Genomic DNA, 19,427 nt, shown 5'->3' with positions numbered 1-19,427 from the left:
CCACCATGCTCTTCGTCCGCCCAGGCAGGCTTTCCGACCTAGATGCGCTCTTGCACATGGCGCATGCCGCGCGGCCCGTGCTGCACTCGTTGCCGCACGACCGGCACGAGCTCGAAGCGCGCGTCGCGTTGTCGGAAGACTCGTTTCGCGCCGATGTCGATTTCCCGGGCGAGGAGTTCTATCTCTTCGTGCTCGAGGACGGCGCAACGGGCAAGCTGCTCGGCACCGCCAGCATTGTTGCGGCGGCCGGCTATGCCGAGCCGTTTTACGTCTTCCGCAACGACGCGCTGATTCATGCGTCGCGCGAGTTGCACGTCAATCGCAAGATTCACGCGCTGACGATGTCGCATGAATTGACGGGAAAGAGCCGGCTTGCCGGTTTCTATATCGATCGCTCGGCGACGGGCGCGGGCGATGCCGCCGCGCATCTGCTCTCGCGCGCGCGGATGATGTATGTGGCCGCCAATCGCCGGCGCTTCACGCCCGAAGTGTTCTCGCTGCTGCTTGGCGTGACCGACGACGCGGGGACGTCGCCGTTCTGGGAGGCCGTGGGCCGCAGGTTCTTCGGCCGCGACTTCGCGCAGATCGAGATCGCCTCCGGTGGGCGTAGCCGCACGTTCATCGCCGAAGTCATGCCCACGTATCCGCTTTACGTGCCGCTGTTGCCCGAGCAAGCGCAGCGCGTCGTCGGCGAGCCGAATGCGAAGGCGCTGCTCTCGTACGACATCCATCTCGAGGAAGGCTTCGAGCCCGATCGTTTCGTCGATATCTTCGATGCCGGCCCGGTGTTGACCGCCCAGATCGATCGCAGCGCTTGCGTGACGTCGAGCGAAACGCGCATGGTTCGCGAAGCCGGCGGCAAACACGTCGAGCGCTCGCGCGCCTACCTCGTCTCGAGCCACCGCGAAGGCGATTTCCGCTGCGTGCTTGCCGATCTGCCGGACGCGCGCTCGCCTGATGCATCGCTGACAGGGCCCGTGCGTGCGGCGCTCGACGTCGTGCACGGCGATACCGTGCGCTGCGTGCCGCTGCACCGTGCGGCAGGGGATGCCGAGCCGGCGGATGCGGACGCGTACCTCGGATCGCTTGCGACCGACCCATCGAAACTTACCGGAGATCGGCGATGATCGTCGTTCGTGCCGTCAAGACTGACGACCTCGATGCGCTCGTCTCGCTCGCGGGGGAAACGGGCCCTGGCCTGACGACCTTCAAGCCCGATCGCGACGCGCTTTCCGCGCGCATCGTGCGCGCGCAGCGAACCATGCAAGGGCAGGCGGCGCCGCATGAAGCAGGTTATTTCTTCGTCATGGAAGACACCGCGACGCGCGACGTGGCGGGCGTGTGCGGCATCGAAGTGCAAGTCGGACTCGAGCAGCCCTTTTATAACTACCGCGTAAGCACGGTCGTGCATGCAAGCCAAGAGCTCGGCGTCTGGACCAAGATGTCGCTGCTGAACATCTCGCACGACCTTACGGGCTATGCCGAAGTCTGTTCGCTGTTCCTCTCGCCGCGTTATCGCGCGCACGGCGTGGGCGGCTTGCTGTCGCGCTCGCGCTTCATGTTCATGGCGCAGTTCCGCGAGCATTTTCCCGAACGGCTCTGCGCCGAGCTGCGCGGCCATTTCGATGCCGACGGCACCTCGCCGTTCTGGCGCGCGGTCGGCTCGCATTTTTATCAGATCGATTTCAACGCGGCCGATTATCTGAGCGCGCATGGACGCAAGTCGTTCCTTGCCGAGCTGATGCCGCGCTATCCCGTCTATGCCGATTTGCTGCCGAGCGAGGCGCAAGCGGTGATCGGACTCACCCATCGCGACACGGCGCCGGCGCGCAAGATGCTCGAAGCCGAGGGGCTGCGGTATCAAAACCACGTCGACATTTTCGACGCGGGTCCGGTGCTCGAATGCCACATCAACGATCTGCGAACGGTGCGGGAAAGCCAGGTCGCGCCGGTTGTCGTCGGACCTCTGGGCGGCGAGCCGGGCGGCGAGGGGGCGCGCTCGCTGGTCTCGAACACGTCGATGTGCGGCTTTCGCGTCGGCGTCGCGCCGGGGTCGATCACGGATGGTGTCATGCGCCTATCGGCCGAGGACGCCGCCGCGCTCGAAGTGAGCGAAGGCGATCACGTGCGCGTATTGGCGCTAGGCAAGAAGAATCAGTAAGGACCGATAGAACATGAGCGAACTTTTTATCGACGGACAATGGTGCGAGGCCGGCGGCCCGGCTTTCGCGTCGCGCAATCCTGGAACGAATGCGGTGGTCTGGGAAGGCAAGAGCGCCTCGGCAAGCGACGTCGATCGTGCCGTGGCGAGCGCGCGCCGCGCGTTCGGCGCGTGGTCCGCGCTGCCGCTCGAGGCGCGTATCGAAATCGTCCAGCGCTTCGCGGCGCTCTTGAACGAACGTAAGGAAAGCATTGCCGACGCGATCGGGCGCGAAACGGGTAAGCCGCTCTGGGAAGCGCGTACCGAAGTCGCGGCGATGGCGGCCAAGGTCGGCATCTCGATTACGGCCTATCACGAACGTACGGGCGAGAAGCGTATGGCGATGGCGGACGGCACGGCTGTGCTGCGGCATCGTCCGCATGGCGTCGTGGCCGTATTCGGCCCGTACAACTTTCCCGGGCACTTGCCGAACGGCCATATCGTGCCGGCGCTCATCGCCGGCAACACAGTGGTGTTCAAGCCGTCGGAGCTTGCCCCGGACGTGGCGCGCGCAACCGTCGAGGTATGGCGCGACGCGGGCCTGCCGGCGGGCGTGCTCAATCTCGTGCAAGGCGAGAAGGACACCGGCGTGGCGCTGGCCAATCATCGGCAGATCGATGGGCTCTTCTTCACGGGCAGCTCCGACACCGGCACGCTGTTGCACAAGCAGTTCGGCGGCCGGCCCGAGATCGTGCTCGCGCTCGAGATGGGCGGCAACAATCCCCTGATCGTGGCCGATGTGGAGGATCTCGACGCCGCCGTGCACCATACGATTCAGTCGGCGTATTTGTCCGCGGGTCAACGCTGCACATGCGCGCGCCGGATCTTCGTCCCGCGCGACGCATTCGGCGATCGCTTCGTTGCGCGCTTGACCGAGGTCACCGCGCGCATCGCCTACGGTCTTTACGATGCCGAGCCGCAGCCGTTCATGGGAGCCGTCGTGTCGGCACGTGCGGCGCAAAGGCTCGTCGCCGCGCAAAAGCGGCTTGTCGAGGCGGGCGCGCGCGCGCTCTTGCCCATGGAACAGCGCGACGAGCGTTTGGGCTTTGTTAGCCCGGCGATCCTTGATGTCACGCAGGTGCTTGAGTTGCCCGACGAAGAGCACTTCGGTCCGCTGGCGCAAATTGTGCGCTACGCCGATTTCGACGAAGCGATCGCGCGCGCGAACGATACGGTCTACGGTCTCTCGGCGGGGCTGCTCGCCGATGACGAGACGCGCTGGACGCAGTTTCATCGCACGATTCGCGCGGGGATCGTCAACTGGAATCGGCCGACGAACGGAGCGTCCTCGGCAGCGCCGTTCGGCGGCACGGGCCGGTCGGGCAACCATCGGCCGAGCGCTTTTTACGCGGCCGACTACTGCGCCTATCCGATGGCGTCGGTCGAAAGCGCGCAACTTACGATGCCCGCGAGCGTATCGCCGGGTCTTCAATTCTAAGAATCGATGAAGGATCGACGATGCAAGCACGGGAAGCCAATTTCGACGGACTCGTAGGTCCGACGCACAACTACGCGGGACTGTCGTTCGGCAATGTGGCGTCGCAGACGAACGAGAAATCGGTCGCCAATCCGCTCGCCGCCGCCAAGCAAGGGTTGCGCAAGATGAAGCAGCTAGCCGATCTCGGCTTTCTGCAAGGCGTCTTGCCGCCGCAAGAGCGGCCCTCGCTGCGGCTCTTGCGCGAACTCGGCTTCTCCGGCTCCGAGCACAAGGTGATCGAGCGCGCGGCGAAGGAAGCGCCCGAGTTGCTGGCTGCGGCGAGCTCGGCATCCGCGATGTGGACCGCCAACGCGGCAACCGTCAGTCCGTCTGCCGATACGCAAGACGGCCGCGTGCATTTCACGCCGGCGAATCTTACGAGCAAGCTGCATCGCGCGATCGAGCATGAGGCGACGCGCCGTACGCTCTCGGCGATCTTCGCCGATCCCGCGCGCTTCGTCGTGCACGAGGCGCTGCCGGGCACCCCCGCACTCGGCGATGAAGGCGCGGCGAACCATACGCGGTTTTGCTCGCAATACGGCGAACGCGGCGTCGAATTCTTCGTCTACGGACGCAGCGAATATCGGCGCGGCCCCGAGCCCGTCCGGTTTCCGGCTCGTCAAACGTTCGAAGCGAGCCGCGCCGTTGCGCAGCGTCACGGGCTCTCGGATGCGGGCACCGTCTACGCGCAGCAAAGCCCCGATGTCATCGACGCCGGCGTCTTCCACAACGACGTCATCGCGGTGGGCAACCGGCAGACGTTGTTTTGTCATGAGCGCGCGTTCGTCGAACAAAGCGCGGTCTGCGATCAGCTGCGCACACAGCTTGCGCTCGCCGGCGGGCAACTGAGCGTGATCGAGGTGCCGGACGCGCGCGTGAGCGTGAGCGATGCCGTCACCTCGTATTTGTTCAACAGCCAATTGCTGACGCGACCCGACGGTCGCGACGTTCTGGTCGTGCCGCAGGAGTGCCGCGAGAACCCGCATGTGGCCGCTTATCTCGACGATCTGGCGAGCGGATCGGGTCCGATCAGCGACGTGCTCGTGTTCGATCTGCGCGAGAGCATGAAAAACGGAGGCGGCCCCGCTTGCTTGCGGCTGCGCGTGGTGCTGAACGAGACGGAGCGCGGGGCGGTGGCCCCGGGCGTATGGATCGACGACGCGTTGTTTGCGCGGCTCGACGCTTGGATCGGCAAACACTATCGCGATCGGCTTGCGCCGAGCGATCTCGCCGATCCGAACTTGCTCGTGGAATCGCGCACGGCGCTGGACGAGTTGACGCAAATCCTCGGCCTTGGTTCGCTCTATGACTTCCAGCGCTGAGCTGGCGATGCTCGCCGATTTTCTTGCGTTCACGCTATCGGATGAGCGCCCCGCGGCCGGCGAGACGCAAGGCGAGACCGCAAGCGGCCGTGTGCGGTTTCGCTGGTTCGAGCCGGGCGTGATCGAACTCGCACCGAGCGCCGAGCTCGATGCGCAGGCATTGCCCAGTGTCCTCGTCTCGGCCGGCGTCCATGGCGACGAGACCGCGCCGATCGAGTTGCTTTCGCGGATGCTCGCCGATATCGCGCGCGGCGATTTGCCGCTCGCCTGCCGGTTGGGCATCGTGCTCGGCAACGTCGCCGCGATGCGGGCGGGCGTTCGTTATCTCGACGACGATTTAAACCGGCTGTTTTGCGGACGGCATGCGCAGTTGGACGAGAGTCGCGAGGCGCCGCGAGCACGAGCGCTCGAAGCGGCGGCCGAGCGATTTTTCGCCGGCGCCCCGAGCGATACGCGTTTGCGCTGGCATATCGACATGCATACGGCGATTCGGGCATCGGTATTCGAGCGCTTCGCGCTGCTGCCGCATACGGGTAAGCCGCCTTCGCGCGCCATGTTCGAATGGCTCGCGAAGGCACGTATCGAAGCCGTTTTGCTGCATACGGCGAAAGGCAACACCTATACCCATTTCACCGCCGAATCGTTCGGGGCCCGAGCGTGCACGCTCGAACTCGGCAAGGTAAGGCCCTTCGGCGAGAACGATCTCGAGCGCTTCGCCGGCGCCGACGATGCCGTACGCGCGTTGGTATCCGGCCGGAAGGGGCCGGATGCGAGGCCGATGCCGCGCGTGTTTACCGTCATCGGCCAGATCACGAAGCACAGCGATGCGTTCGAGCTTTTCATGTCGGACGACGTCTCGAACTTCACGCCGTTCGGCAAAGGCGCCGTGCTTGCACGCGACGGCGACTACCGATACATCGTGACGCACGACGAGGAGCGAATCGTGTTCCCGAACCGCTCGGTAAAGCCGGGCTTGCGCGCCGGCCTGACCGTCGTGGAAACGACGCAAGAGACGCTCGCGGGGCTCGAACCGTAAGCGGCGCGGTCCGCGAACGCGTCATTCGGGCGGATAGGCGGAGTCGATCATGGTGCCGAGCATATAGACGACGCCGGTTTTCTGATTGCATAGCGCCGCGATCAGACTCGTCTGCAACTTCGTGAGATCCGTGGTCGCGAGCGGCGGATCTCCCGAGGCGTCTTGATTGATCGCAAGCGCGAAATGAATCGTTTTATTGTCATGCAACGGTGTCGTATCGTCCCAAATCAGCAGTCGATTCGCCTGTTTGCTGATCGTATCGGGTTCGAGGTCGACTTCATTCGCCGTTTGAGTGAATGCCGCCCCGGAAACCAGATCGCCAACGTGTAGCTGCGAGTCGGTCACCACGGCCAGATCGGTCGCCTTCCAGGTTCGGGGTAGCACGATTTCAGTCGGGGCCTTCGAGCGTCGCCCTCGCCAGACCGTCAGCACGAACTGGCTGTTTCTCAGCCAAATCGTGCCGCCTACGACGGGCCGGAGCCCCGCCCAGTTCAACGGCTTGTTCGAAGCATCCTGCGACATGTCGTTGTAGTAAAAGCTCATCAGGTCGCCTTGAGTCTTGCGCGGATAGGCGCGCTCGACCAACTTGGCGTCGACGTTGTAGCCGCTCGAGAAACCTTGCGCTACCGAGAAATTCTCGCCGTTCCACCCGTCGGCTTTGGTGATCAATTTGTCGGGATTCTGATTTTGGTATTCCGCGTGCTTATCGTAGTAATGATCCCATTGCCACTCCGTGCCCGATAGCGGTAGCGAATAGAAATCCACATATCGGGTTCGGCCGTTGATCGCATCGCTGGCTTCCAGTCCTTGGTACATGGCATGGATCGTACGGACAGTGTCCATTCTTCCGGTGCCGTTCAAGGACGCGCCGAATTCGCTGACGAACGCCGCGTTGTGCCGGAAACGGGCCTCGGTGCGGATCTGATCGAAATGAAAGAGATAGCTCGCGTTATCGACGTTGCGAAAATCGGCTGCTTGACGGCCCGCGTCATAGAAATGTGCGTTGAAAACGTAGCGTGGCCCCGGTTTTTTGTCGAGTAACTGGCCGCCGGTTGCCGGGGCGATAACCCCCGCCGTCGAGTTCCAAAATACCAACGGCTCCGCGAAGACGAGTTTCTTCTTCCAGCCGGCCTCGTCGAGCGTCTTCTTCGCGTTTTCATAAAATGGCCAAAGCTTCGTGTTTTCCCATTCTTTTGGCGTGAGGCCTTCCATGCCGCCGTCGATCGGCTCGTTCCACGGGTCGACCCCTAAGATATAGGCGAACTCGTCCTTGGATAACTTGGATTTTATGTAGGTCAACGACTGCTGCATTTGCCATAAAAAGGCGGTTTGGAGATTGTCTGTCTTGTTGATTTTCGTGGTGAATTTGGCATTGTTCCAGAAATTTCTGGCCGCTAGGCGTATGGCTTCATCCGTAAGATTCATCTGCGCCCAGCTCGTACAGACGAGCCCGCAGTATTCATTGGGATAGTTCGGGACGACCCAGGCGGGGGCGCCGTTTCCGGTGTACCAAGAGTCCTTTTGGAATAAATATCGAGAGAATACGTCTTGGTGATAGTCAAGTAATACGTATATGTTGTGCGCGATCGCAATTTTCATCTGACTGATCGCGCTATCAAGATAGGTGTAGTCGATTATGTTTTGACTGGGATTGATCGCTTCCCAAGAAATTAAGAACCGTATGACGTTTGGCGCCGCCATGTTGGCCATGCTGGAAATGCTGGCCTCGGCATCCTTGTCGGATTTGAACGGCAGCAACTTGCTTTCGAGTAGCTTCGACATGCCGGAGATATTCCATCCGCGAAAGATGACTTCTCGGTTGGTGCCGTCTCTGAAAATTTTATCTCGATACGTCGTCTTCGATGTTTTATATTTCTTGATGCCCGTTTTTATGGTTGCAGCTTTGGGATTGCTGTCAAACGATAAGCTATGATTGATCGTTTGGGCTTGAGATTCGACGACCGATTCGGGGGTGGGCGTATCGTCGGCCTCTTCGTCCTCGATCGGATCCGCAATGGCGTTGGTGCAGCAAGCAAGAGCAAGAATCAAGCAAAGCAATTTGAGTTTTTCTCTAACGCTTGTTTTTGGTTCGATCGAATTCATCATGGTCATCCTTTCGGTGTGTGAGGCGAGAAGACCTTCATCGTGTTTCGATGAGTCGTATCCACTTTCGCGAATGTCGGGATTTAGTTTTTCGTGCCGATTGACGGCGCGAACGTGAGGATCGCTTGCCGAAAACCTTCAAAGGAATGATGAGTTGTTTCGATTCAGCGTAGCAGAGCGAACGAACGCCCGAGGTTGAGTCGGCGGTCGGTGCAATGAATCGTCTCAACTAATGGGTATTGCTCTGTCGCTGCCTGCGCGATCGAGGTGCAACGTGCCCGCGCTCCCCCATGCGGGCCTGTTGACGCAAATCAATGGCGCTTGTGCGGCGCGTCCTAGAGTGAGTAGGCGAAGTGCGTGGTGCGTAGGTATGCACCCCCTCGAATGTCCTCATACCTTTTAGGAGCCAATGCAATGAGCAATGTCACGCGTTACGATCCGTTCTCGATCGAATCGATTCCCGATCTGTTCCAAGGCTTTTTCCGGCCCATGCGTTCGTTGGCCTTGCATAACGGCGATATGCCGCTCGCGGACGTCAAGGTCGACGTCACCGAAACGGATACGGCCTATACGGTCAAAGCGGAGATGCCGGGAGTCGACAAGAAGGACATCGATGTGAAGATCGACGGCAACGTGGTTTCGATCAGCGCCAAAGCGGAGCGCAACAAGGAGCTCAAGGAAGGCGAGCGTGTAATTCGCAGCGAGCGCTACTCGGGCATGATCAGCCGTTCTTTCTCGCTCGATAGCGATATCGACGAAGCAGCCGCGGCGGCGTCTTACCAAGACGGCGTGCTGTCGTTGACGTTGCCGAAGAAAGCGACGGCGGCGAAAAAGCATCTGCAAATCAACTGAAGTTTCGTTGGAGCGGTTAGACGCCGCGCGCGCCGTCTCAGCAGATGGCGCAGCGCGGCGTCTGCGCTTGCATGACCGCGTCGAGCTTCGGGTCCGGGCGAAATACCGTAATGCCCTTAAGCCCGGCCCGCCAGGCCGAAAAGAGCAGGGCGCCGACGTCGTCGTGCGCGCTGTCCGAGGCGATCGTGACGGTCTTCGAAATGGCCGCGTCGACGAACGGCTGCAAGGCGGCCAGCATCGCGACATGGTCCCGCGCATGGATGTCGGCCGCGCGGCGGAAGTATGCGGGCAAGGGCGCGTGCGTACCGTGGATCGCATGGAAAAGGCGCCGCGCATGGTTTTCGACGCGATGGACGCTCGGCTCGTGGCCGCCCAACCGGATCGCTCGGCAATACACCCAGTCGTACGCGGGCTCGATACCGTTCGAACAGTTGTCGGCGAATGCAAGACTCACGCTGCCGGTGGGCGCGAACGAAAGCAAATGACTGTTGCGCAAGCCGTCGCGCGCAATCGCGTCGCGCACGCGCTCGGGCAGGCGCGAGCCGAAGCTGCCGGGCGCGAGATGACGCTCGGCATCGAATAACGGGTAAGGGCCGCGTTCGGCCGCGAGTGCGCACGACGCCATGTAGGCCTCATCGCGCATGCATGCGGCGATGCGAGCGGCTACCGTGCGGGCGGCCGGTGTGTCGTACGGCAGGCGCAGCATTGCGAGCGCGTCGGCGAGCCCGGTGACGCCCACGCCGATGCGCCGCTTCGAAAGCGCTTCTCGCTCTTGCGCGGCCAAGGGCCATCGTGTGGCCGTGACGACGTTGTCCAACAAGCGCACTTGTGTCCGTACGAGCGAGGCGAGGCGCGCGTAGTCGAAAACGGGTTCGCCCTGTGCGCCGAACGGGTGACGCACGAGCCGCGACAGATCGATCGGCCCTAGCACGCAGCTTCCCCACGCCGGCAGCGGCTGCTCGCCGCAGGGGTTCGTGGCCGCAATCGTTTCGATGGGCGCGAGGTCGTTGCATGCGTTGATCGTATCGATGAACAAGAGCCCCGGCTCGGCGCTGTCGCGCGCGCATTCGACGATCTCCCGCCACAAGGCGCGCGCGCCGACTTGCGCGTAGGCGAACGTGCCGTCGGGGCGCTGCGAAGGTGCGTCGGCGAGATGGGTCGGCTTGGCGCGATGCGAAAGCGTCCACGGGGCGTCGTTCGCGACGGCGTGCATGAATGCGTCGGTGACGGCTACCGAAACGTTGAACGTATGCCAGCGCGTTCTACCTCGCTTGGCGCGCACGAAGGCGACGAGATCGGGATGATCGCAACGCAGCACCGCCATTTGCGCGCCGCGCCGCGCACCTTCGAACGTTAGCCGCCGGCACGCATCGTCGAAACGGTCGATGACCGAGCATACCCCCGGCGCGTTATCGCGACGAGTGCTCTTCGGATCGCCATTCGTCGCGCGATCGACGTCGCCGCGTTCGGCGAACACGGGCGCTACGGGCGAAAAATCGTAGCCCACGCCACCGCCCATCGAGAGCGTGGCGCGCGCATCGGCCAACGCTTGCTCCAAATCGCGGGCACGAGCGATGCGACTTCCCGGCGCACACAAAGGCTGGACGAAACAATTGACCATTGTCCCGCGATGGGCTGTGCCGGCATTGGCCATAATGCGGCCGGCGCCGATGGCGCCGCGCAGCATGTTGCGGTAAAACCGGCTCGCGATGCGGTTGCGTAGCGGCTCGGCCTCAACGAAGGCCAAGGCTCGCGCGACGCGCCGGAACACGTCGCGGCAATCGCGCTCCCCCGGGGCGAGGTAGCGGTCGGCGAGGACCGAACCGCTGATCGGTTGCGCGGTTTCGCGGGGCGGCATGAATGGTGCGCTTGGGGGGGGGCGATCGCAACGAGTGCGCTACTGATCGGGCACGACAGGCACCCATCCCTCGGGACAATAGGTCACGTACGGGTAGTACTGTCCGGCCGACTGGCAGTAATACCAATAGGGCCCCATCCCGCCGGGGGCATAAGCCACGTCGCCGGGCACGAACGGATCCGGGTACGGGTAGATGGGCTGCGGATAGAAGTACCAAAGCCCGCCTACGACCCACCACCAGCCGATCCGGCCGTCGTGATGCGAATGATGCCAGCGGCCCGTACGCCATACGTGTGCGTCTTGGTCGACGAAGCGGTGCATATCGCCGCGATAGGGGGCCGGGACGGCGCCGAATGCGCGCGGCGCTTGCTCAATCGGTCTGCCGGGCACGACGTGCGTCGCCATATGCTGCGCATGCTGCTGATCGAAGCGCGGTGCCCCTGCCGGGCCTGGGTTCGGCCGCATCGCGGGGGCGGGTGCGGGGCTGCCCGGCTGCCGACCGAATGCGGGGCTACGGGGCGCGTTGCCCGGCATCCTGTTCGGCGCGGGACGGCCTACGGCCCCAGGGGGCGGCGCGCCGCCGGGCGCGGCTTGAGCCGGCGCACCCTGGCCCGGTGCATGGGCCCCCGTATGTGGGCCAACGGCCGATTCGTGTCCGAGAGGCCGTTCCTGAGCGGGTACTTGAGCCGCCAACATCGCGGCGGCGACGAGCGCGACGAAGGTCTTTGCGGACATGGCACTCTCCCTGCGAGCATCGATTGTCTTTCAGCATAGGCGTTCGTGCGAACGTGCGTTTGACGGCAGTCAAGGGGCCGGATGGGCGCGGCTTCGTGCGCATCGCAATCGCTTGTAGTCCAACTCCGACAAGCGTTGGCAACGCTTGACGCGATTCTCGGCAGGCGCTGATTTCGATCTTCGAGTCCGTTGTCGATACTGTGCTCAAGGGCGTCGCCGTCGTTATCCGCGCAGCGCCAGGCAACGAGTCAGGAGACGAGCGATGGGTGCCGAAAAGATTTCGCTACGGGCGTTGGTGGACAAATGGCTTGCGCCGACGATCGCGTCTCCCGCACGCGTGCTTCGCACCGGCCGGATGGTCGGCAACCGCGCTCGCTACGTCTGCGTCGAAATGCGCGCACCGGATGGCGTGCGCTCGATTTTCCTGTTTCGTCACGGCGACGGGTCCTGGTGTGTCTTCCCCCCGACCGAAACGCGCCCTGCAATGTGTTGCGTTCGCGTGCTCTGAGCATACCCCTACGCACCGACTCGTTATCCGCTTCCCCGCTTTCTCCTCTTACTCGTCCCTTCTGTCTTCCTCGGTCGTTCGTACGCGCGCCAAGCATAGGGCCTCGGCTTGCGCGACGCGCCGTTTGACCGCGACGAAGCTATCAGGCGTCACCGAGATCGAATCGATCCCGCATTCGACGAGAAATTGCGCGAACGCCGGCCGGTCGCTCGGCGCCTGACCGCATAAGCCGACCTTGGCGCCCGCGCGATGCGCCGATTCGATTACGCGCGCGATCATCCATTTCACGGCGTCGTCTTCTTCGTCGAACAATGCGGCGAGCTCGGCCGAGTCGCGATCTACGCCGAGCGTCAGTTGCGTGAGGTCGTTGCTGCCGATCGAGAAACCGTCGAAACGCTGCGCGAACGCCTGCGCCAAGATCACGTTCGACGGTATCTCGCACATGACATAGACCTGCAAGCCGTGCTCCCCTCGAGCGAGGCCATGCTCGGCCATCACGGCGAGTACGCGATCGGCTTCTTTCGGCGAGCGGCAAAACGGCACCATGACGATGACGTTGTCGAAACCGAGTTCGCCTCTGAGGCGCTCGATCGCGCGGCATTCGAGCGCGAAGCCTTCGCGATAGCGAGGCGAATCGTAGCGGGAGGCACCGCGAAAACCGAGCATCGGATTTTCTTCGTGCGGCTCGAACGCGGCGCCGCCGATTAGATTCGCATACTCGTTGGTCTTGAAGTCGCTCAGGCGCACGATCACCGGGTGCGGATATTGGACGGCTGCGATGCGGGCGAGCCCGCGCGCGAGCCGATCGACGAAATATTCGGTGCGCTCGGCATAACCGGCCGTGAGCGCGGCGATCGTGCGTTTGGTGTCGTCGTCCGGCAGCGAGTCGTAACGTACGAGGGCCATCGGATGGACCTTGATGGCATTGCCGACGACGAATTCCATGCGCGCGAGCCCCACGCCGTCGGCGGGCAGTCGCCACCAGCGCAGCGCCGCGGCCGGATTCGCGAGGTTCAGCATGACCTGAGTCTTCGTCTGCGGGAGTTGGCTGAAGTCGATGGATTCGATGTCGAATTCGGCTCGGCCCGCGTAGACGAAGCCGTCGCTGCCTTGCGCGCACGACACGGTGATTTCTTGCTGGTCGTGCAAAAGATGCGTTGCGTTGCCCGTGCCGACGATCGCGGGCAGGCCTAGTTCGCGGCTGACGATCGCCGCATGCGAGGTGCGTCCGCCGTGGTCGGTGACGATGGCGCCGGCGCGTCGCATCAACGGTACCCAGTCGGGATCGGTCGTATGCGTGACGAGGATCGCCCCGTCGACGAAACGTTCGGCCTCGCGCGGATGCTCGATCACGCAAACGAGGCCGCTGGCGATGGCCTCGCCTACGGCAACGCCGGTGAGCAAGCGCGGGCCGGCTTGCTTGAGACGGTACGTCTTGATCGCGCTGGCCTCACGGCGCGATTGCACGGTTTCGGGCCGTGCCTGGACGATGAACATCTCGCCGCTCGCGCCGTCTTTCGCCCATTCCATGTCCATCGGTCGACCGTAGTGTCGTTCGATGGCACAGGCGCAGCGCGCAAGCGAGACGATCTCGTCGTCGGCGAGGACGAAGCGTGCGCGTTCGGCTTTCGAGGTGGGGACGTTCTTCGTCGTACGCTCGCCCTCGTGCGCATAGACCATCTTTTGCGCCTTGCCGCCCAACTTTTTCTCGATGATCGGGCGCAGCGTACGCTCCGAGAGCAGCGGTTTGAAGACCTCGTATTCGTCCGGGTCGACGGCGCCTTGCACGACGTTTTCCCCCAATCCCCACGACGCATCGATGACGACGATTTTGTCGCAGCCCGTTTCCGTATCGATCGAAAACATCACGCCGGCCGAGCCTAAATCGGAGCGGACCATGCGTTGCACGCCGATCGATAGCGCGACGCGTAGATGATCGAAGTGCTTCGCTTCGCGGTAGCTGATAGCGCGATCGGTAAAGAGCGAGGCGTAGCAACGGCGGCAGGCGGCGAGCAGCGCACGCTCTCCGCGCACGTGCAAGAACGTTTCTTGTTGGCCGGCGAAACTGGCATCGGGTAAGTCTTCGGCCGTCGCGCTCGAGCGTACGGCGACGTCGATGTCGTCTTCGCCGGCTTGCTCGGATAGTTGTCGATACGCAAGCGTGATCGCCGTGGCGACTTCGACGGGCCATTCGCCCTGCGCGATGCACCGGCGGATCGCCTCGCCGGCTTGCGCGAGCGTGAGTTTGGCGGCCGCATACGCGTTCAGCGTGGCCGCGATCGGATCGCGCAATGCATTGGCGTCGATGAAGCGCCAATAGGCATCGGCGGTCGTGGCGAAGCCGGGCGGCACGCTGACGCCTTCATCGGCCAGCGTCGCCACCATCTCGCCGAGCGAGGCATTCTTGCCGCCGACTCGCGCGACGTCGGTGGCACGGATCTCGCCGAACCAAAGGACGGTCGGGGCGTTCGTGAGCGCTTCCATGGAGGGACCTTTCGGACGTTGCGGCAGACGGACGCACACCCAACGGCGGAGCGTTCGACCCCGCGGGCCGCGTTTAGATGCTGATATAGCCTTCGAATGTCCAGGGCAGGCGCAGCCGCGACGCGGCGCCCGCGGCTTCGGTCAATTCGAATGCGGTGCCGAAGAATCCTGGGCTGCCGTCTTGGGCGAAGACGGGGACGAACGAAAAGACGTCGTTCACCGAGACGAGAAAATCCGGGTTGAACGCCGAGGGCGCATAGATCGCGACGCGGCTGAAGAACGGTGGGCACGGCGCATTCGGGGGTAAGCCGATCGCATGCGTCGACAGATGGCCGCTCGTCTCGTAGCGCGCGGGCATCTCATAGTTGTGGCCGCCTTGTTCGAGCATCGCGCCGGGGACGAAGACGAGTTCGGCACCCGGGTAAGGCAATGCATAAAGCGGTTGCGTGACGGGCCCGTCGGGGCCGATCGCGAGCGGCGGATGAGCCGATAGCGACAATGTGAGCGGGGTTGCGCGCTGCGCGAAATATTCGGCCAGCCAGTTCATGATCGTGCGTCTCCACCATGCGATCTAGCGATACGCCGCGACGGCGGCGATCGCTTATGCAAATCGATTGTGGCGAGCGCACGGGCGCAACCGTTGATATGGGTCAAAGGCGCAGCGCGGCCAGGCGAGCGTTGCCGGGGCGGCATTCGACATTCCGCATTCGGCATCGGCGCTGCCGGCGACTTGCCCCCGCGCGACACGCAATTGCATCTTTGCGTCGAGGACTACCGTCCGTACCCGCCGGTGCCCGCCGACCCGGCATGCCGCCCTGCGCGCGTCGCGGCGCGCGATACCCGTACAATGCCGGTCCCATCTGCCTTGTGCGCTGCATCAACCGCGCCGCGGGCATTTGAAGGGCAATTTTGGCGCGGCGACGATGCGCGCCTGGTTCCACCTCGGTATCAACTCTGTCTAGGATCAACCTGATGAAATTGAACTTGCGCAAGAAGGTGTCGCTCGCACTCATCGCGGCGACGGCAGTGGCTGCGGCCGGCAGCGTCCGCGCGGCGGATCTCAAGCAGTTGCGCTTCGGTCTCGAGGCATCGTATGCGCCGTTCGAATCGAAGAGCGCATCGGGTCAGCTGCAAGGCTTCGACGTCGACGTCGGCAACGCCGTATGTGCCAAGCTGAGCGTCAAGTGCGTATGGGTCGAAAACGACTTCGACGGCCTCATTCCCGCCTTGCAAGCGCGCAAGTTCGATGCGATCAACTCGGACATGACGATTACCGATCAGCGCAAGCAGGCGATCGACTTCACGGATCCGATCTACACGATTCCGAATCAACTGATCGCCAAGAAGGGCAGCGGCCTGCTGCCGACCGTCGCCTCGCTCAAGGGCAAACACGTGGGCGTGCTGCAAGGCACGATCCAAGAAACGTATGCGAAGGCCAAATGGGCGCCGGCCGGTATCGACGTCGTTTCCTACCAAACGCAAGATCAGGTTTATGCCGATCTCGCCTCGGGCCGGCTCGACGCCGCCTTCCAGGATTCCGAGGCTGCGTCGAAGGGGTTCCTCAAGCGTCCGCAAGGCGCGGGTTTCGACTTCGCGGGTCCCACGGTATCGGATGAGAAGCTGCTCGGCTCGGGCGTCGGCTACGGCGTGCGCAAGGGCGATAAGGCTTTGCTCGCTCAACTGAACGGCGCACTAAAAGCGCTCAAGGCCGACGGCACGATCGAGAAAATCGCCGCCAAGTATTTCGACGTCAAGGTGGTCCTGAAGTAGTCGTCGACGGATGAGGGTGCGTGCCATGGGCGGTGCGGCGAAAACTGCGCTGCGCATGGTGCGGGGCCTCGATTTTCGGTCACGACTTTACGGTTATAATCGCCCCCAACCTGCGCGGAGAACAAGACGTCCAGACCAGCGTCGCGCCGCTAAATCGTAAGAAAAAGAAAGGAGAGGGGCGATGGGGACGATGACCGACTCGGCGCAGCGCCCGGTGGGTGCCGAAGTCAAATCGGATTCGGCCCGCGCCGGCCACGTGCGATATCCCGCAAGGGCGCCGATTCTCGATGCCGAAGGTCTGCTGCGCGGCTTCGAATTGCACTTGCGCGAGTTGCCGGTCGAGGCAGGCGACGAATCCGATGTCCGAAAAGCGATAGATGCGGCCGCCGCGCATTTGCTCGACGCGCTCGGCGCGAGCGATGTCCGCACGGCGCTTTCGGGGCAGCAAGGCTATCTGAACCTCAGTCGTCCGTTGCTGTTCTCCGACGCGATCGCGCGGCTTGCGCCCGATCGTTTCTACCTCGAAATATCGCCCGACCTCGGCGTCGACTCGGAGTTGATCGCGCGCCTTGTGACGCTGCACGCGCGGCGCTACCGGTTCGTGATCGACGACTTGCGCAAACCCGATGAAACGTTTGCGAAGCTGCTCCCTTACGCGTACGCGATCAAGATCGATCCGGCGCAATTCGATCACGAATTGTTGGCGCGGCTGACGAAGGCATTGAAGTCGGCCGGTAAGCTCTTGATCGCACTCAATATCGAAACGCACGAGGCGTTCGAACAGGCCAAGGCGCTGCACTTCGACTTGTTTCAAGGCTATTTCTTCGCGCGCGGTTGCAAACAGAGCGGGCGCCGCGTAAATGCGCCGCGCCAAGCGTTGCTGAATTTGCTGCGCCTGCTGTCGTCGGATCCGAGCGTCGCGCAGCTCGAAGGCGAACTGAAGCTGAACCCGGTTCTCGTCATGCATTTGATGCGACTTGCCAACTCGGGCGAGGCGAGCATCGGCCGTAAGGTCGCGACGTTGCGCGACGCGATCAACGCGACGGGCACGAATCGGATCGCGCGCTGGACTCAATTGTTGCTTTACGCGGACGGCCGAAAGGTTCCGCTCGAGCAAGACCCGCTCGTTCAGCTCGCGGCTACGCGGGCCCGCTTCATGGAACTCGCATCGGCGCGCGTGGCGCATGCGAACCGCAAGGTGGTCGACGGCGCATTTCTGACGGGGGTGTTTTCGCTCGTCGATGCGGTGTTCGGCGACACGCTCGAAAACACGCTCGAAGCGCTGACGCTTGCGAGTCACATCCGGGCGGCGATTTTGCACCGCGAAGGACAGCTCGGCACGCTGCTCGGCGCCATCGAAGCGCTCGAGCACGGCGATTGGGAAGCGCTCGATCGCGCAAGCGCCGCGCTTGCGCCGCTCACGTCGTGCGAATTGGCCCAAATCGCGATCACCGCGGCCGCATGGGCCAGCACGGCCGATCAAAGCAAGGAAAACGAGGGACTCGAGCGAATCGAGGAGTGAGGCGGGCGGGGCAGCACGCCCCGTGGGGATCCGCCATCGTTGCCGCGTGGCGCGGCAACGATGGGATGCTCAGAGCGTTTCGAGTTCGCGTGCGGGCGCGTGGGCGAAGAAACGTCCCAACTCGCGCGCCAACTCGTTGAGTGCGCTCATTTGCGTCTGCGAGACCTTGCGGGTTTCCTGCGACAGCGACCAATCGCCGTAGAGCAGTGCGACGGTCGATTGATGCGCGGTGACCGGCAGCAGAACGAATGACCGCGCATCGTCGAACGCATTGCGATACCACATCGGCAAGCGCGCCATCATCTTCGGATCGCGCGCGTTTTCGATAAAGATGCCGACCGAGTTGGCGATCGCGAGGTGAAAGACGTCCGGTTCGAAGGCTTCCTTGAAAAACAGCGCGGGCAGGGCGCGTTCGACGTCGCGGCCGAAGCCGAGGCGCGCCTTGTAAAAGCCGGAGCTCTGGCGCACGAAAACGACGGTGCGCGTAAAGCTCAAGCCCGCCAATACCGTTTCGGACGCGAGCGCCAGCACGGGCGCGAGCGCGTTTTCCGAGGGGAGCGCGCGCAAATCCTCGAGACCCGCCGCGATCCGAGCTTCCGCGTTGACGCTTGCTCGTGCGATGGCGTCCGCGTTCGCGCGCAGCTCGTCGATTTCGCGCATGAAGCCTTCACCGGCTTCCTCGCGCGCGAGCGAAACGGTCATCTGCGTCAACTCTTCGGGCTCGCTACCGAGCGCGCGGCCGTAGCGCCGCGCCAATTCGGCGATCTGTGCTTCGCGGGTATGCTCGGGCATGTCGGCCGCGCTCAATACGCCCGCCACCTCGGTCGAATAATTCGTGACCGCGCGCAGCCAATGCACCTGCGGCGGCTCCTTGGCATCGGGCTCGTAGGTGCCCATGCCCGCGCGGATCGTATCGGGCAAACGCCACCGTATGGCCGCTTCTTGCCCGAGTTCCTCGAAACTCACGCCGAGCACCGCGGCGCATGCTTGCGTCTCGTCCAGTTCCGAGCTAGCCGCTTTTTGCCGAATCTGCTCCCATTCGTTCTCGAGGTAGAACACGACGAGCAGCTTGCCGACCTGCCGCATCAGCGTGCATACGACGGCTTCCTCGCCCGCCCGCAGGTCGCCTTGCTCGGTGAGTTTGCGAGCCACGCAGCCCGAGAGCATGGTGCGATTGAGCTCCAGCTTCGCGTCGATGCGATGCGGCGCGCTGTGATGAAAGTGATCGACGAGCTTGAGCCCGACGACGAGGTGGCCGACGGCGTCCATGCCGAGCACCATGAGCGCGCGCGTGACGGTCGTGATGTTGCCGCCGAATGCCATGTACATGGCCGAATTCGCGAGCCGCAGTACTTTTTGCGTGAGGGCGAAATCCGACAGCACGACTTGCACGAGCCCCGTGAAATCGAGGTCGTCGTTCTTCATGGCGGCCATCGTCGTGCGTAACGATTGCGACAGCATCGGGAAGTCGCCGCGTTCGCTCATACGCGCCCACAGCTTATCGAGCAGCGCCGCCTTTACCATGTGAATCTCGTTCGAACCATACGGATATCTGTCTAT

15 protein-coding genes are annotated in these 19,427 nt (G+C 63.2%); 9 read left to right on the top strand and 6 right to left on the bottom strand.

What is annotated here, in order from left to right; genetic code table 11:
* The first annotated feature begins 5 nt into the window (after nt 1-5).
* From aruF to astE, 5 genes are read left to right on the top strand one after another with little or no spacing between them, the layout of a single operon-like run.
* A complete protein-coding gene (gene aruF / locus AB1286_RS05000) occupies nt 6-1,127 on the top strand; it encodes an arginine/ornithine succinyltransferase subunit alpha (protein WP_430362228.1) in 1,122 nt (373 codons plus the stop codon).
* Nucleotides 1,124-2,161 (top strand): arginine N-succinyltransferase, encoded by a 1,038-nt coding sequence (astA, locus tag AB1286_RS04995; protein WP_430362227.1) that lies wholly within the window; start codon nt 1,124-1,126, stop codon nt 2,159-2,161. The genes aruF and astA overlap by 4 nt, the downstream gene beginning before the upstream one ends.
* Before the next feature lie 13 nt (nt 2,162-2,174).
* Entirely contained in the window at nt 2,175-3,638 is a 1,464-nt protein-coding gene (gene astD / locus AB1286_RS04990) for a succinylglutamate-semialdehyde dehydrogenase (protein WP_430362226.1), read from the top strand.
* A 20-nt stretch (nt 3,639-3,658) separates the two neighbouring features.
* Complete coding sequence (gene astB / locus AB1286_RS04985) at nt 3,659-4,999, top strand: N-succinylarginine dihydrolase (RefSeq protein WP_430362225.1); 1,341 nt, start codon at nt 3,659-3,661, stop codon at nt 4,997-4,999.
* Entirely contained in the window at nt 4,983-6,035 is a 1,053-nt protein-coding gene (gene astE / locus AB1286_RS04980) for a succinylglutamate desuccinylase (protein ID WP_430362224.1), read from the top strand. The genes astB and astE overlap by 17 nt, the downstream gene beginning before the upstream one ends.
* Before the next feature lie 21 nt (nt 6,036-6,056).
* On the opposite strand, the gene AB1286_RS04975 is transcribed toward astE, so the two are convergent.
* Nucleotides 6,057-8,138 (bottom strand): cellulase family glycosylhydrolase, encoded by a 2,082-nt coding sequence (locus AB1286_RS04975; protein ID WP_430362223.1) that lies wholly within the window; start codon nt 8,136-8,138, stop codon nt 6,057-6,059.
* A 414-nt stretch (nt 8,139-8,552) separates the two neighbouring features.
* Between AB1286_RS04975 and AB1286_RS04970 the strand changes: the two genes are divergently transcribed.
* Nucleotides 8,553-8,990: an Hsp20/alpha crystallin family protein gene (locus AB1286_RS04970; RefSeq protein ID WP_430362222.1), complete on the top strand. Its 438-nt coding sequence runs from the start codon at nt 8,553-8,555 to the stop codon at nt 8,988-8,990.
* A 37-nt stretch (nt 8,991-9,027) separates the two neighbouring features.
* Here the strand turns inward: AB1286_RS04970 and AB1286_RS04965 are convergent, their stop codons facing one another.
* Together AB1286_RS04965 and AB1286_RS04960 are read right to left on the bottom strand one after the other, a co-directional pair.
* Nucleotides 9,028-10,848, bottom strand: a complete 1,821-nt coding sequence (locus AB1286_RS04965) for an adenosylcobalamin-dependent ribonucleoside-diphosphate reductase (RefSeq protein ID WP_430362221.1) — start codon at nt 10,846-10,848, stop codon at nt 9,028-9,030.
* Between the two features lie 39 nt (nt 10,849-10,887).
* On the bottom strand, nt 10,888-11,583 hold the full coding sequence (locus tag AB1286_RS04960) for a hypothetical protein (protein ID WP_430362220.1): 696 nt from the start codon (nt 11,581-11,583) through the stop codon (nt 10,888-10,890).
* 262 nt (nt 11,584-11,845) lie between these two features.
* On the opposite strand from AB1286_RS04960, the gene AB1286_RS04955 reads away from it, so the two are divergent.
* Nucleotides 11,846-12,091, top strand: coding sequence for a hypothetical protein (locus AB1286_RS04955; RefSeq protein WP_430362219.1), 246 nt, complete (start codon nt 11,846-11,848; stop codon nt 12,089-12,091).
* A 48-nt stretch (nt 12,092-12,139) separates the two neighbouring features.
* On the opposite strand, the gene ppsA is transcribed toward AB1286_RS04955, so the two are convergent.
* Both ppsA and AB1286_RS04945 read right to left on the bottom strand, forming a co-directional pair.
* The gene (gene ppsA, locus AB1286_RS04950; RefSeq protein WP_430362218.1) at nt 12,140-14,575 is read right to left on the bottom strand and encodes a phosphoenolpyruvate synthase; all 2,436 of its coding nucleotides are present in this window, start codon (nt 14,573-14,575) and stop codon (nt 12,140-12,142) included.
* 73 nt (nt 14,576-14,648) lie between these two features.
* Nucleotides 14,649-15,122, bottom strand: a complete 474-nt coding sequence (locus tag AB1286_RS04945) for a hypothetical protein (RefSeq protein ID WP_430362217.1) — start codon at nt 15,120-15,122, stop codon at nt 14,649-14,651.
* Between the two features lie 425 nt (nt 15,123-15,547).
* On the opposite strand from AB1286_RS04945, the gene AB1286_RS04940 reads away from it, so the two are divergent.
* Together AB1286_RS04940 and AB1286_RS04935 are read left to right on the top strand one after the other, a co-directional pair.
* Complete coding sequence (locus AB1286_RS04940) at nt 15,548-16,345, top strand: ABC transporter substrate-binding protein (protein ID WP_430362216.1); 798 nt, start codon at nt 15,548-15,550, stop codon at nt 16,343-16,345.
* A gap of 181 nt (nt 16,346-16,526) precedes the next feature.
* Entirely contained in the window at nt 16,527-17,867 is a 1,341-nt protein-coding gene (locus AB1286_RS04935; protein ID WP_430362215.1) for an EAL and HDOD domain-containing protein, read from the top strand.
* A 69-nt stretch (nt 17,868-17,936) separates the two neighbouring features.
* On the opposite strand, the gene AB1286_RS04930 is transcribed toward AB1286_RS04935, so the two are convergent.
* Entirely contained in the window at nt 17,937-19,391 is a 1,455-nt protein-coding gene (locus tag AB1286_RS04930; protein WP_430362214.1) for an HDOD domain-containing protein, read from the bottom strand.
* Between the last annotated feature and the right edge of the window lie 36 nt (nt 19,392-19,427).

The sequence above is a fragment of the Trinickia sp. NRRL B-1857 genome, from assembly GCF_050470685.1.
Classification (GTDB): Bacteria; Pseudomonadota; Gammaproteobacteria; order Burkholderiales; family Burkholderiaceae; genus Trinickia.
Note: the sequence above shows the minus strand (reverse complement) of the source record. Positions and strands in the feature narration are given on the sequence as shown.